Raw genomic sequence first — 13,153 nt, 5'->3', positions numbered from 1 at the left:
ACAACCCCCTACCTGGGTAGGGGGTGAAATACGGTGCTCTGGGGTGATGCCAAGTCGATGATCCACCTCGTACGGTAAGTAATATGGAACCAGTAGATGTCGTGAATAGGTCGCTGTCGACGCCCACTCTTGGAAAAGAGACAAGGGCTGAGGTGCTCGAGCGGAGGCGAGCCAATCGCGGTACCGATAAGCAGGAATTCACCAGCGACTTCAGCGCGCTGATGGCTCAGGTCAAAGAGGCCGGTCTGCTGGCACGACGCCCCGGCTGGAACACGCTGCGCTTCGTCCTCATCGGACTCTCCTACGTCGTCGCCTTCGCGATGCTCTTCCTCATCGGCGAGAGCTGGTGGCAGATGGCCACAGCAGTCGTCTTCGGAATCCTCTTCACCCAGACGGCATATGTCGCCCACGACGCAGCTCACCGTCAGATCTTCACCAACGGCAAGGTCGGCGAGTGGGTCTCCACCATCATCGGCAACCTGTTCATCGGTCTCAGCTACGGCTGGTGGCTGAAGAAGCACAACGCTCTCCACCACGCCAACCCGAACAAGGCAGGCGTCGACGGCGACATCGCCCCGGGCGCCCTGATCTTCGACCCCGAAGATGCTAAAGGACTCACCGGAGTGCGGAAGTGGTTCGCCTCACACCAAGGCTGGTTCTTCTTCCCACTGCTGACCCTGGCGGGCCTGCAGCTGCACGTGAACTCGGTCAAGGCGATCCTCGTGGGACAATCCTCGATCAAGCGCCGCTGGATCGAAGGCATCTTCATCGGAATCAGAATCATCGGCTTCCCCCTCCTGGCGATCTGGGCCGCCGGACCTCTCATCGGCATCGTGTTCACCATCGTCCAGGTCATGGTCTTCGGCCTGCACATGGGCGGTTCGTTCGCCCCTAACCACAAGGGACAGCCGATCGTTCCCAAGGATGTGAAGATCGACTTCCTGCGCCGCCAGACATTGATGTCACGCAACATCTCGGGCGGTCGTCCGATGGGCTTCCTCATGGGTGGACTGAACTACCAGATCGAACACCACTTGTTCCCCAGCATGCCCAGCGTCAACCTGCACAAGGTTCAGCCGATGGTCCGCGAGTACTGTGCTCAGAAGGACATCAAATACACGGAGACGACACTCTTCGAATCATTCGGCATCATCGTCCGGTACCTCAACCGGGCCGGACTGGGCCAGGCCGATCCCTTCGACTGCCCAGTCACCGCGCAGTTCCGCTCACGCTGATCTTCACAGCATCGCTGGATTCACCGGCCAGGTCCGTCAACGCGGACCTGGCCGGTTTTGGTTCGTGCCTTGACAGGTGCATTCCGGGCAGGGGCTTTCTGGACAGGAACTCGAGCCGTCTTCTCAGGTGAGCTCGTCGTGGGCACCTGAGACCCATTCGGCGTAGCGTTCGGCCGAGGTTGCCACCGCTTCCTTGGCCCCGGTGGAGATCGTCTGCCCGAAGTTGCCGTACATCCGATCGAAGTCGAGGTCAGCCACCGAGGCTGCGATGCGTCTGACAACACCTGCCGACAGCGGCAGATAGTTGGGGAAGCTGCGCATGAACGTCACCCACCCTGAGCGAGCGACCGGTGCGATCGTGTCTCCACTGAGCATCACGCCTCGGCCGTCCTGGCCGGTCCACATGGCCACCGCGCTGCCGGGGAAATGACCGCCTGTGCGCATCAAGCGGACCCCGGGAACTGGTTCAGCAAACTGATAGTAGCGCCAGATGTTCAATCCCTCGCGCTGGACCCAGCCGGCATCTGCACGGCAGACGAAGATCGGTGCATCGTCGAAGGCCGCGCTCCACTCGAGCTGCAGGCCGAACATGTGAGGATGACTGGCAGCGATGGCCTGAACCCCGCCGAGGTTCGAGACTGCGGCGATGACGTCCTCGTCGATGTAGGGCGGGACCTCGAAGAGCAGGTTGCCATGCTCGGTCTGCGCCAGATAGCACGTCTGTCCGATGCCCAACTTCGGCTCCACACGCAGCGCGTAGAGACCTGGTTCGCGTTCGACGATGGAGACGCTGTGGTGTTCGAACTCGAGTTGTTCACGGGTCGTCCAGTCCTGGCCCGACTCCGGCAGCCACTGGCGCTCATCCGAACAGATCGGACACACATCCGGTGGAGGCGTGCTCGTCTCGACACCGCACGTGCGGCAGATCGTCACGTTCGTCAGTGCTGTCATCGGTGTGTACCCCCTGCACCCGAGGATAGTCGCCGAGTGCAGGTGGGGCCAGGTAACCGGTGGCAGGTGTGGCGTGCCATATCGTCATCTGTTCCACTGCCGTGGGGCGAAGGAACAAGTCAGCTCACGGCAACCCTCTACTTCGAATGAGCCTTGAGGTGGCCGACGAGGATGAGGGCGATGCCCAAGGCGAACCAGCCGATGAGCGCCCACCATTGCATCGCCATGGGTGCATCCGGGAAGTAGGACAGGTTGCGCAGCAGGGTTCCCGAGGCGCCGGGAACGAGGAACTGGCCGATGTCTCCCCAGGCCCCTGCGAGGAACTCCTTCGGTGCCTGGAGTGAGGCGATCGGGTTGCCGATGAACATCGTGAGCACCGCGCCGATCGCTATGCCACCCGGTCCTATCAGTGAGACGAAGCCATTGATGAGTGCCGCAGTCGCTGCTACAGCAAGGCCTGCAGCCAGAACGTTGAGCCCGAAGTTGCCCTGCAGGATGCCGAACCACGTCTGCAGGACGAGGGTGAGGGCGAGTCCGCCGATCGCACCGTAGGCCACGACCGCAACCGCGCGCATGCGGCGAGAGTGGACGAGCATGCTGGTGAGCACGCCGCCGATGATGCCGCCGATGGTCAGGGGCAGACCGGCGATCGCAAGGCCGGCACCGGTGGAATCGTCGTCGTTGAGCGGCACGGCATCCGTGACCGTGACCTCAGGGACCTCCATCGCCGAGGCGTCTGGGGCCTGTGTCTGGTTGCCTGGGTTTTGCTGTGGGGCACCAGGATCGGGCTGAGACCCGGCTGGCTGAGAGGCCGTTGCGAGTGCGTCCTGCATCTCCTTCATTCCGTCCTGCATGCCCGAGATCGCCTGCTTGTCGATCTTCTGCTGCATCTGAGCGGCGATCCCACCCAGCTGCTGGGCAACAGGAGGGGAAGCGGCAGTCGAGGTGAGGATCTCAGGGTCGTCGCCAAGCAGGAGTGCTCCGTAGACCTCACGTTCACGGATGAGCTGCTGCGCCTCGGCTCGGGAGTCGACCTTCCTCAGATCGAGCATCCCATCGGGGGCATCGGCCGCGATCTGATCGATCTGTTCCTGATCGCCTACGGCCGCAATCGGAAGATCTTTGGGCTCAGACGTGACAGTCGGCCAGCTGAATGCGAGCAGGATGACTGTGACGATGGCCGCGGCGAAGATTGCGGCGAGCAGTGCCTGTTTGAGGCTGGGCTTGCGCGCACTCGTGTCGGTCGTGCTCGTTCTGCCGTGACCATCGTCGGTGCCGTCCGAGCTGCTGAGGATTCTCGTCGCCATGCCAGTCCTATCCTTGAAAACGAATACTCGTTCTTTTTACTCTTTCGAGTACGATATATCAAGAATGATCATTCTTTTTTGGAGGTTTGGTGCCGAAGGTCACGGATGAGCACAGGGAAGCCATGCGCACGCGGATTCAGGATGCCGCGCTTGCGTGCTTCTTTCGCAAGGGCTTCGCCGGCGCTTCGATGGCCGACATCATCAAGGAGGCGGACCTGTCCGCCGGAGCCGTCTATGTCTACTACTCGTCCAAGGCGGAGCTCACGCTCGACGCCGCTAGGCGAATCATGGAACAGCGCGCGGCTGAACTGCAGGACTTCGGAACAGCAGACGAGGTTCCACCTCCACACGAGGTCTTCCCGAAGCTTCTGGATACGATCCTCCATGACACCCCTTTCGCTCCGCTGCTGCTGCAGGTCTGGGGAGAGGCGTCGCATTCTCCCGATTTCGCCGCAATCGCCGCTGAGATCTACCACGAACTCATCAGACGATTCGAGGCCTATCTGAATGTGTACTTCCGTCGGAGTGCGGGGCTTGCCGAAGGCGTCGCACAGGCCAGGGCGCATCAGATCGCGCCGGCCGTCCTCGCTGTCATGCAGGGTGCCATCGTTCAGACCGCGATCTTCGGTGACGCTTCGCATGCGCGGATCACGGATGCCGTCGAAGCGATGTTTGCTCAGCTCGTGGACTGAGGTTGCGCCGGTAGGGCGCGTGGACCGAGGTTCTGTCGGGACTGGGCCGATCTGCCGATCGCCACCGGAGCCTGCACGCTCTTCCTGGTCATGATGCGATCACTGTGCACCGCTGTGTGAGGAATGATCGACAATGGCATCTGCAGCGCACGATCTCCCGATGAAAGGATCACCACCACTGATGTCGACCGCCTACCTGCCCACCACGATCAATGATTCCGAGCACACTGTTCTTCGCGGAGCTACCCTCATCGATGGCAACGGCGGTGACCCCATCTCCAGTGCTGAGATCGAGATCAAGGACGGACGCATCGTCTACGCAGGGCCCGAGCGCACCGAAGGCGCCACCTCGGCGTGGGAGCGCAACGACACTGGTGGCAAAGCCCCTCGTGTCATCGACCTGCATGGCAAGACGATCATGCCCGGCTTCATCGACTCCCACGTGCACTTCGGACTCTCGATCGAGAACCAGGCGGCGAACCTCGCCCGCTTCGCCTCGGAGAGAATCGTGCGCAGCGCTGTCAACGCCCGGGCCACCCTCATGGCCGGAGTCACCACTGCTCGTGACCTCGGCGGAACCGACCGCGGCGTGCGCGACAGCATCCAGCAGGGGCTGATCCTTGGGCCCCGGATGCACCTGGCCATCACACCGCTGTCACCGACCGGCGGGCACACCGACTTCACGATGCCCAACGGCTTGTCCACCATGCCTGCCATGCCCGTCGACCCGATCATCGACACCGATGACGACGTCCGCCGGACCATTCGCACCCTCGTGCGCTCGGGTGCGGACGCGATCAAGGTCTGCACCACCGGCGGCGTCTCGAGCCCATCGGACACTCCCGATGACATCGGCGTTCCCGAAGAGCATGTGCGACTCATTGTCGAAGAGACAGCCAAACGAGCAGGCCAGCCCGTCGCGGCCCACGCCCAGGGAGCCGAAGGCATCAAGGCGGCCATCCGCGGGGGCGTCCGCTCCGTCGAACACGGATACGGAATCGACGACGAGGGCATTGAACTCATGCTCGAACACGGAACGTTCCTAGTCCCGACGCTCAGCAGTGCACTGCGGATCCCGGACCCGAAGAACGTGCCCGACTACCTTTACGAGAAGAAGGTCAGATGGTCCGCGATCGCGCGCGAACGCGTGGCCGTGGCGATGGCCGCCGGCGTGAAGGTTGCGCTGGGAACCGACGCCGGTGTGTGCCCACACGGACTCAATCTGCGCGAGGAGATGCATGCCGTCGAGCTCGGCCTGACACCGATGCAGGCGATTGTGGCGGGGACGAAGAACGCGGCGGAACTGCTGCGCCTGTCTGCTGACGTGGGCACACTCGAGGAAGGCAAACTGGCCGACCTCGTCATCGTCGACTTCGACCCGTTGGCCGATATCACCCAGTTGGCCGACCCGGCGAAAGTCAAAGTCGTCATGCAGGGCGGGGCACTGATGAAGGACTCCGCGAGTTGGTTCCCAAGCGCGCCCGTCCGTTCGCTGCTCGGGTGAAATTGCGTCGACCGCCGAAACAGTCCGAACTCCACCCACCGCTTAATCCACCCACCGCTTCATCCACGATCAGAGAGGAACTACTATGACCCACGATTTCGCTGCCGAGGCACAGTCTCTGGCGACCGAACTCATTGACCTTCGCCGCGACCTGCACCGCAACCCCGAGCTGGGTCTCGAGCTCCCGGTGACTCAGCGCATGATTCTCGACGCCCTCGAGGGACTGCCTTTGGAGATCACAACCGGCAAGGGGCTGAGCTCCATCGTTGCTGTGCTCCGAGGCGGCAGACCCGGGCCGACAGTACTCCTGCGCGGAGACATGGATGCTCTGCCCGTTGCGGAGGAGAACGATCTGGACTTCGCCTCGACCAACGGCAATATGCACGCCTGCGGCCACGATCTGCACGTGACAGGTCTGGTCGGGGCCGCGAAGCTGCTCAGCGCACACCAGGAGGAACTCGCCGGCACCGTGGCTTTCATGTTCCAACCCGGTGAAGAGGGCCCTGGCGGTGCCAAAGACATGATAGATGAGGGCATGTTCGACACCATCGGTGCAGTCCCCGATGCGGCGTACGCCATCCATGTCGCTCCTGGAGCACACGGAATCTTCACCACGAGACCCGGCACCCTGATGGCCGGAGCGAACACCCTCCACGTCACCTTCCACGGACGCGGCGGCCACAGCTCACAGCCGCATGCCAGCATCGATCCCGTCCGGCCCACTCTCGAATTCGGCCAGGCGCTCTACTCGATGGTCACCAGCACGTTCAGCGTCTTCGATCCGGTTGTCGCCGAAGTCACGCAGCTGCAGGCCGGCGAGGCCGTCAACGTCATCCCACCCTCGGCGAAGATCGGCGCTTCCGTGCGGACGCTGTCAGCAGCTTCGACGAAGAAGTTCGCCGAGGTGGCCCCACGTCTGGCCGAGTCGATCGCTGCCGCGCACGGGTGCACCGCCGAGGTGGTGTGGACCGAACAGTACCCCGTCACGGTCAACGATGACGGCGAGGCCGCGTTCGTCGCAGACACGATCACCGAGGCTTTCGGCGAGGACCGGTACGTCGAGGCGCCGACTCCGCTCATGGGGTCCGAGGACTTCTCCTACGTGCTCAACGAAGTTCCGGGCGCGTTTCTGTTCTTCCTCGTGTCTCCGCAGGATATCGACCTGGAGACTGCAGCTTGGAACCATTCGCCACAGGTGCTCTTCGATGACGCCCATCTGCCGGATCAGGCCGCAGCCCTCGCCACCCTGGCATGGAAGCGCACGCTACGAGACTGAAAGGCATGTGTGGTGCGGGGAGAGCGGTGAGTCACACGGAGTCACCGTCGTCGTCGACCGAGTGGACCTGGTCCTCGCGCATGCTCACCTTGTTCACGCCGGAGAGATCCAACAGTGCAGGGATGAGCATGTGCAGGGGCGGTCTCCCCTCGAACTTCACGTCGATCTGGACCATCCGCACGCCGTTCTCGGTCTCGAAGCGTTTGGAATCGAGGATGGTGTTCGAGTAACCCATGTCGCCTGCCACGGCGAGTATGTCACGGAGGATTCCCGAGCCGTCCTCATACGCGATGCGCAGCAGTTTTCGGTGGTCGCTGTCGGGGATCCGACGGATGAGGGGCGCGACGACGAACAGCGTGAGAAGGTGCAGTGCTGTGAGCATGATGGCCAGTGACAGCATCCCTGCTCCGCAGGCCATGCCCACGGCCGCCGTCACCCACACGGTGGCGGCAGTCGTGAGGCCACGCACCATGTTTCGGCCCTTGAAGATCACGCCCGCGCCCAGGAAGCCCACACCCGAGACGATCTGTGCGGCGATCCGCGACGGATCCAGACGAGCGTCGTCCCCGAGCACACCGGCGAACCCGTAGGCGGAGACCAATGTGAATGCACATGTGCCGATACCCACAAGAACGTGCGTGCGATAGCCTGCGCTCTTCTGCCGGAACTGCCGTTCGAAGCCGATCAGCGAGCACAGGACGAAGCTGGCCAGGAGCAGCTCGGCCTCGATGAGGCCAGTCGGACCGAAGAAATCGATATGTGAACCCATAGTTATCTGACTGTAGACCCAAAGCTTTCCACGCTGAAGATCACGTCACATCAGAGACTCATCTGACCGGCAGGTGCACTCCTCGCAGTAAGGGCCTGACTTCAGGCAGCCGCATCAGATGCGGCCAGCTGATCACACGGTGGAGGGGATCCGCTCCTGCTGATCCACGGATTCGGGATCCGTGGGGTATCGACTGCCATCATAGGGAGACTCAACCCCCACCTCGGCGGATCGATGCTTCAGCCCGTCGCCTGCAGTGGGCGCGGCCGTGTAGGCACTCTGGTCCGTCGACTCTGCATGGTTCGCAGACTCGAACCGGTCGTCGTCGACGATCGTCGAGCGCACGGTCGCAGTGGAGTTTGAGCCTTCGAGGGCCTTCGCCTGCTTACGGGCCTGCTTGTTCCGCTCCCTCTCCTGCTCAAGGTGGAGATTGCCGAAGTCATGTTCTGTCCGCGGTGGTTTGATGCTGTCGATGAGGAACACCAGTGCCAGGGACACGAGGCCCCAGAGCCCGAGGACCTGCATATGCTCGGTGACGACATCACTGTCGAAGTAGATGATCGAACGGATGGTCTCCACCGCTGCCGCCATCGGCAGGAAGTCGTGCAGCGTGGTGAAGAACGACGGGATCATGTACTCGGAGATCGCCCCGTTCGAGGCCGGCATCCCGGCGAACATCAGAGTGCCGATGACAGGAATGATCGCGAGCATGCCGATGAGTCTCTCGAAAACCATGGCGAACATGGCGATGCAGAAGATCGCGATGATTCCGGCTCCCCACAGCTGAGCGAAATGACCGTCGACGGCTCCGGTGATCGGGCCGGCGATGAGGGTGACGACCAGTGACATGAACGGTGCGTACACAGCGGTCAGGGGGATCATCCGCTTCAGCGGACGGCTCCACGGGTTGGCGTTCGCACCGACGATGACCACCATGAATCCGGCGAGGACCCAGCCCATGGCCACGTACATGACGACTACGCCGTTCTTGTCCCGGTCCGGCAGCGCATTGACGTTGTCGACGTTGAGCTCCATGTCCTGCTGGGAGGCGACCTGATCGAAGATCCGGTTGACGACCTGGTAGGCACTGTTGTTCCCGGCTTCGTTCGCAATGAGACCGAACTCGGCACTCTTCTGAGTCGGCAGCACGAGTGCTGCGACCTCGTCCCGATCCTCGACCTGGGCACGTGCCTCTTCTTTGTCCGTCGTGGCCGTGAAGTCGAACATGTCCTTGCCCATTGACTTCTCGAGGTCGGCGATCGTGTCCTTCGCCTGCTCGGTCGAGGAGCCGACCACGGTCACGGGCATGTCCTTGGGCGTGGGGGAGCCCATCGCACCGAGCATGAAGGTGAGCATCATCGTGACCATCGCCAAGGGGAAGACGATGAGTGAGATGTAGCGCCACACCTTCGAATCCGGGCGCCGGCCGCCGTGCAGCGACGGGATGTTGACGTCGAGTGGTTTCGGATCGGGATTGCGCCGGTGGGAGATGAAGTCGTAGGCCTTCGTCAGCAGCAGACCGACGACGGCGCCGATGGCCAGCACGAGGAGGTGCTCGGTGACGCCCGCGCCATCGAAATACAGCACGGAGCGCAGCGCTTCACCGATCGCGGGCATCGGCAGAATTTCGTGCGTGAAGCGGTAGAAGGCCGGCATCGTGTACACGGGGTACGACAGGTTCGACGACGGCATGCCGAGGACCATGAGGAAGAAGATGCCGACGATCACTCCCAAAGCACCGACAATTCGGGTGATGAACAGCTGCACGCAGGAGATCGCGAACACACCCAGCCAGGCGACGCCGAGAACGGCGACCGTGTCCTTGACATCGACGATGTCGAGGATCGGGCAGGCGACCGTCCAGACCAGCCCGGCGATCACCGCGGCCCAGGCTCCGAGGATGGGGACGATGCGTTTGAACTTCAGCAGTTCGGGGGAGTTCGAGCGCAGCACGCTGAAGGGCAGGTATCCGGCCATGACGATGGCTGTCATGAGGAACATCGCTCCGAGTCCGGAAGGATCGTCGTCCGGCAGCGATGCAATGTCCTCGGTGTCGACGTCGAGTCCCTCCTCCTGCAGAGCGGGCATGACGAGGCCGGTGACCGTCGTCTGCTGTTGGATTCCTGCGCCACCCGCGGTGTAGAGCGTGGCTTTGTCGCCCTTGATGACGACCGCCGCCGAGGCTTCGCGATCGTAGACCATCTCACGTGCGGTGTGAGCGTCATCGACGGTGTCGACGTCGAGGGCATCCGGTTCGGAACCGTCGAGCGCAAACTTCATGACCGCGGCCTTCGAGTCAGAACCGGCCACGACGACGGGCATGTCATTGGCTGAGGGAGAGTGCATGGTGCCGAGGTATCCCGTGATCATCATGCCCACCATGATGAGCGGCATGATGAAGATCGCTGCCGTCCGGCCGATCAGTTCTGCCTTGGCCCGCTTCGCGGCTGCAGCCTCTGCCTCGGTGGTGTGCTGCTCGCCCGTCGACTCCGGAGCCAGGTCCTGGTCATAGTCGTGGTCTTGACTGTTGTCGTGTGAGTCATGCCCACGGGCCTCGCGGCGGGTGAGCGGCGGTGGTGGTGTGCCCACTGTCGTCCTCCTGATGGATCGGAAGTCGAGTGATCACTGTTGACCACCTTGAACTCGACCACTTTAAGACACGTGACTTATAATTGTGAAATCGACATGGGTTTGCCAAGGTGGCGGGGATGCTCGCCGAGGTGGTCAGGTCGTTGATATCGCGGCAGGGAGTCCGCATCTTGAGCGGCTTGAGAATGGAAGAATGGGGGCTATGGGAAGCCAGAGTGACAGAGCGCGTGTGGTGCTGCTCAACTCCGCCGAGGAGCTCTTCGCCATCCACGGCATCGATGCTGTGTCGAACCGCCGCATCGTCGACTATGCAGGGGCGGCGAATCATTCCGCGATCGCATACCACTTCGGGGGTCGAGACGGTCTGCTGCGTGCACTCGTGGAGCGTCATGTCGCCGAGATGTCCCTCCGCAGGGACGCTTACCTCGCAAGTCTGGGTGAGACCCCGAGCATTCATGATTTCGTCCGCAGCAGAATGGGCCCGCTGTTCGACGTTTTAGCCGATCTGCCGCGGCCCAGCTGGCGCGCACAGTTTCTCGCGCAGGTGGGGATCGTGCCCTCGGCTGTCGAGATCATGAAGTCCGTGATGGCTGAGTCCTCCCTGCCTGAGGGGTTGAGATTCAATCACGGCGAAATGGAAGGCATTCCCGAAGGGGTCCTGCGTGGCCGGGCCTATCTGCTGGCTCATATGGTCACCAGTGCGTGTTCGGACCAGGAGGTGAAGATGAATGAGGGGACCCACAAAGGCGACTGGGAGCAGGTGGGGCGGTTCCTCATCGATGCCGCCGCAGGCATGCTCGCAGGCCCTGTGACATCACCGGACGGTGCGATCCGCTATCCGTCGATGCCGTTTCTCTGACGGGTGTCTCTGCGGGACTGAACCAGTCGCAGCCTGTCGAATCAGCTGCAGCCTTCGGGGCCGCACGCCGCGCCTTCACGAAAGGCTTCGTCTCCGCCGGCGAGTACCGTGAGCTTCTGGCTCTCGCCCCACGCTGTCTCGAGCGCCTGTGTGAAGGTCTCGGGTGGTTGAGCACCGGATATTCCGTACTTGCGGTCGATGACGAAGAACGGGACTCCGTTTGCACCCAATGTCTGAGCCTCGGCGATGTCGGACTTCACCTCGGCGGTGTGCTCGTCGGTGGAGAGGACTCGGCGGGTTTCTTCGGCGTCGATGCCAACGGTGTGGGCCACCTCGGCGAGATAATTGACGTCACCGATATTGCGGCCCTTCTCGAAATGACCGGACAATAGGGCTTCTTTGGCCTGGTTCATGACCCCGTGGGACTTGGCCAGGTGGAGGAAGCGGTGAGCGGTAAAGCTGTTGGCCACGACGATGGAATCGAAATCGTAGTTCAGCCCCTCCCCAGTGGCCTGCGCGGTGACGTGATCGAACATCTGCCGGACCTGATCGGCAGGCATGCCCTTGGCCTGGCTGAGGTACTCGGTCTCTGTTCCCGCGTAGTGGTCGGGCAGACTCGGGTCGAGCTGGTAGCTGCGCCATTCGACCTCGACGTCATCTTTGTGCGCGAAGCCGTCCAAGGCGGTCTCGAAGCGACGTTTTCCGATGTAGCACCAGCGGCAGGCGATGTCCGACCAGATTTCTATCTTCATGACAGGTCAAACCTGGGCTCGGGGCGGGTTATTCCCCTCAACGAAAGGTGCGAGTGGATCAGAACAGGGCTTCCTGTGGCGGGGGAGTGAGGCTGGCGGCTTGAGCAGTGGCCGAAGACTTGGCAGCGGCTCGGGTGAGGTCTCCGCGCTTGGTCTTCGGGTAGTCGTCATCGGCGGTCCCGCGCAGGTCGTACTTGTCGATGAGTGGATTGACGCGTCGACTCAGCCACGCCCGGTATTCCTTCGACGCGTACGAGGACTTCGCGTACATGCGACGGTAGCGGGGGAGCAGTTCCGGATGTTCGCATTCCAGCCAGGTGAAGAACCATTCGCGGGCACCCGGCCGAAGATGCAGAGCACCGTAGACCACCCTGCTCGCGCCCGCCTCTTTGATTGCGCGGAGTGCGGTATCAAGATGTTCCATCGAGTCGGTGAGCTTCGGCATCACGGGCATGAGGAAGACCGTGACCTTGAATCCGAGGTTCGCGGCCGCCATGACTGTGGCCAGGCGCGCTGTGGTCGTCGGTGTGCCTGGCTCGATCGTCTGCTGGAGGGCGTCATCGTATACAGCGATCGACATGCTGATCTCCACGTCGACGTCCTCTTTGGCACGGGCGAGCAGCGGCAGATCGCGGCGCAGCAGGGTGCCCTTGGTCAGCACCGACATCGGAGTCCCATGCTCGGCCAGGGCGGTGATGATGCCCGGCATGAGTGAGTAGCGGCCCTCGGCGCGTTGGTAGGGGTCCGTGTTCGTGCCCAGGGCCACCAGCTCACGTGACCACTTCGGTTTGGCCACCTCGGCGGTCAGCACTTCGGGGGTATTGACCTTGACGATGACCTGCCGGTCGAAATCCTCACCGGAATCAAGATCGAGATATCGGTGGGTGCTGCGGGCAAAGCAGTAGACGCAGGCATGAGAGCAGCCGCGGTAGGGATTGATCGTCCAGGTGAATGGCATCGAGCTGGCCGCGGGCACCTTATTCAGGGCCGACTTCGCCAACACTTCATGGAAGGTCACGCCGGCGAACTCAGGTGTTCGAACACTGCGGACCAGACCCTTGAGGCCGAAAAGCTCGGCAGGAGACGCGTCGATGCCTGTACCCGGTGTGCCCGTCGGGGAGCTCATCTTAGGGCTTGCCTCTGCGCCGACGACTGGTCCAAGAGTGCTCTGCTGATTCCACCTCATATGTATATTCGAACAGTTGTTCTAGTGGGAGTC

General features: G+C 62.4%; 11 protein-coding genes. 5 read left to right on the top strand and 6 right to left on the bottom strand.

Features of this window, described 5'->3' with window-relative positions; all coding sequences use genetic code 11:
* Positions 1-83 precede the first annotated feature (83 nt).
* The gene (locus HX613_RS20045; RefSeq protein ID WP_235344167.1) at positions 84-1,235 is read left to right on the top strand and encodes a fatty acid desaturase family protein; all 1,152 of its coding nucleotides are present in this window, start codon (positions 84-86) and stop codon (positions 1,233-1,235) included.
* A gap of 123 nt (positions 1,236-1,358) precedes the next feature.
* Here HX613_RS20045 and HX613_RS20040 read toward each other — a convergent pair whose 3' ends face one another.
* On the bottom strand, positions 1,359-2,186 hold the full coding sequence (locus tag HX613_RS20040; RefSeq protein WP_235344168.1) for a hydrolase: 828 nt from the start codon (positions 2,184-2,186) through the stop codon (positions 1,359-1,361).
* Positions 2,187-2,323: 137 nt separating this feature from the next.
* The gene (locus HX613_RS20035; RefSeq protein ID WP_235346940.1) at positions 2,324-3,493 is read right to left on the bottom strand and encodes an ABC transporter permease; all 1,170 of its coding nucleotides are present in this window, start codon (positions 3,491-3,493) and stop codon (positions 2,324-2,326) included.
* Positions 3,494-3,582: 89 nt separating this feature from the next.
* On the opposite strand from HX613_RS20035, the gene HX613_RS20030 reads away from it, so the two are divergent.
* The 3 genes from HX613_RS20030 (at position 3,583) to HX613_RS20020 (ending at position 6,965) form a co-directional block, all read left to right on the top strand.
* Complete coding sequence (locus HX613_RS20030) at positions 3,583-4,185, top strand: TetR/AcrR family transcriptional regulator (RefSeq protein WP_235346939.1); 603 nt, start codon at positions 3,583-3,585, stop codon at positions 4,183-4,185.
* A gap of 133 nt (positions 4,186-4,318) precedes the next feature.
* Positions 4,319-5,689, top strand: coding sequence for a metal-dependent hydrolase family protein (locus HX613_RS20025; protein WP_235346938.1), 1,371 nt, complete (start codon positions 4,319-4,321; stop codon positions 5,687-5,689).
* An 85-nt stretch (positions 5,690-5,774) separates the two neighbouring features.
* Positions 5,775-6,965 carry a M20 metallopeptidase family protein gene (locus HX613_RS20020; protein WP_235346937.1) on the top strand — a complete coding sequence of 397 codons (1,191 nt, stop codon included), beginning with the start codon at positions 5,775-5,777 and terminating at the stop codon, positions 6,963-6,965.
* 31 nt (positions 6,966-6,996) lie between these two features.
* On the opposite strand, the gene HX613_RS20015 is transcribed toward HX613_RS20020, so the two are convergent.
* Complete coding sequence (locus HX613_RS20015; RefSeq protein ID WP_204233981.1) at positions 6,997-7,734, bottom strand: MgtC/SapB family protein; 738 nt, start codon at positions 7,732-7,734, stop codon at positions 6,997-6,999.
* A gap of 132 nt (positions 7,735-7,866) precedes the next feature.
* Positions 7,867-10,323 carry an ABC transporter permease gene (locus HX613_RS20010; protein ID WP_235346936.1) on the bottom strand — a complete coding sequence of 819 codons (2,457 nt, stop codon included), beginning with the start codon at positions 10,321-10,323 and terminating at the stop codon, positions 7,867-7,869.
* A 202-nt stretch (positions 10,324-10,525) separates the two neighbouring features.
* Between HX613_RS20010 and HX613_RS20005 the strand changes: the two genes are divergently transcribed.
* Complete coding sequence (locus HX613_RS20005; protein ID WP_235346935.1) at positions 10,526-11,182, top strand: TetR/AcrR family transcriptional regulator; 657 nt, start codon at positions 10,526-10,528, stop codon at positions 11,180-11,182.
* Between the two features lie 41 nt (positions 11,183-11,223).
* Here the strand turns inward: HX613_RS20005 and HX613_RS20000 are convergent, their stop codons facing one another.
* Positions 11,224-11,934, bottom strand: a complete 711-nt coding sequence (locus HX613_RS20000; RefSeq protein ID WP_235346934.1) for a DsbA family oxidoreductase — start codon at positions 11,932-11,934, stop codon at positions 11,224-11,226.
* 58 nt (positions 11,935-11,992) lie between these two features.
* The gene (locus tag HX613_RS19995) at positions 11,993-13,060 is read right to left on the bottom strand and encodes an Rv2578c family radical SAM protein (protein ID WP_235346933.1); all 1,068 of its coding nucleotides are present in this window, start codon (positions 13,058-13,060) and stop codon (positions 11,993-11,995) included.
* Between the last annotated feature and the right edge of the window lie 93 nt (positions 13,061-13,153).

Source organism: Brevibacterium sp. UCMA 11754, assembly GCF_021532275.1.
Lineage (GTDB): Bacteria > Actinomycetota > Actinomycetes > Actinomycetales > Brevibacteriaceae > Brevibacterium.
This window is presented reverse-complemented; position numbering and strand designations above follow the sequence as displayed.

Bases quoted from the DNA above. Each gene is read 5' to 3' on its own strand.
- HX613_RS20000 (WP_235346934.1), bottom strand. From the start codon at position 11,934: ATGAAGATAGAAATCTGGTCGGACATCGCCTGCCGCTGGTGCTACATC.
- HX613_RS20005 (WP_235346935.1), top strand. From the start codon at position 10,526: ATGGGAAGCCAGAGTGACAGAGCGCGTGTGGTGCTGCTCAACTCCGCC.
- HX613_RS20020 (WP_235346937.1), top strand. From the start codon at position 5,775: ATGACCCACGATTTCGCTGCCGAGGCACAGTCTCTGGCGACCGAACTC.
- HX613_RS20040 (WP_235344168.1), bottom strand. From the start codon at position 2,186: ATGACAGCACTGACGAACGTGACGATCTGCCGCACGTGCGGTGTCGAG.
- HX613_RS20025 (WP_235346938.1), top strand. From the start codon at position 4,319: ATGGCATCTGCAGCGCACGATCTCCCGATGAAAGGATCACCACCACTG.
- HX613_RS20015 (WP_204233981.1), bottom strand. From the start codon at position 7,734: ATGGGTTCACATATCGATTTCTTCGGTCCGACTGGCCTCATCGAGGCC.
- HX613_RS19995 (WP_235346933.1), bottom strand. From the start codon at position 13,060: ATGAGCTCCCCGACGGGCACACCGGGTACAGGCATCGACGCGTCTCCT.
- HX613_RS20035 (WP_235346940.1), bottom strand. From the start codon at position 3,493: ATGGCGACGAGAATCCTCAGCAGCTCGGACGGCACCGACGATGGTCAC.
- HX613_RS20045 (WP_235344167.1), top strand. From the start codon at position 84: ATGGAACCAGTAGATGTCGTGAATAGGTCGCTGTCGACGCCCACTCTT.